Origin of the sequence: Pseudoalteromonas sp. bablab_jr010, assembly GCF_016464105.1 — a bacterium.
In the GTDB taxonomy this organism is placed as follows: domain Bacteria; phylum Pseudomonadota; class Gammaproteobacteria; order Enterobacterales; family Alteromonadaceae; genus Pseudoalteromonas; species Pseudoalteromonas simplex.
In genome coordinates, this window is the sequence record NZ_JACDWV010000182.1 from 1 (window position 1) to 349 (window position 349).

The 349-nt window shown below is 32.7% G+C and carries 1 protein-coding gene; it reads left to right on the plus strand.

What is annotated here, in order from left to right:
- Positions 1 to 63: 63 nt before the first annotated feature.
- On the plus strand, positions 64 to 349 hold a 286-nt coding region (locus tag JIG37_RS18455), incomplete at its 3' end, for a hypothetical protein (protein ID WP_199530037.1).

Below are 349 nucleotides of genomic sequence, written 5' to 3' on the forward strand. Positions count from 1 at the left end.
AAAAGAGGTATACCTAGCAATGATAAATTGCCTTTCTTTAACTGGGAGGTATTAAATACAGAGTTGTCAATTCCATGTGATTATTATGAGATGGATGCACAAGCTAGTTTTGTAGATGATAACTTACTTGATTTAGGTAAATTAAATATATGTTTAAGTTATGGATATTACATGCTTACAATACAAAGCTATAAGTTCAAGCGCTTTAGATATCGCTTTAGTCGTGAACCTTTAAGGTTGGTATCACCAACATCTGTATTTCAGCTAAGTATTGCAGTGATATTGCATAATAATGAATATGCTCGCCAAATTTATACGTTATTTCAAGCAGGTTACATGAAGCACTGGG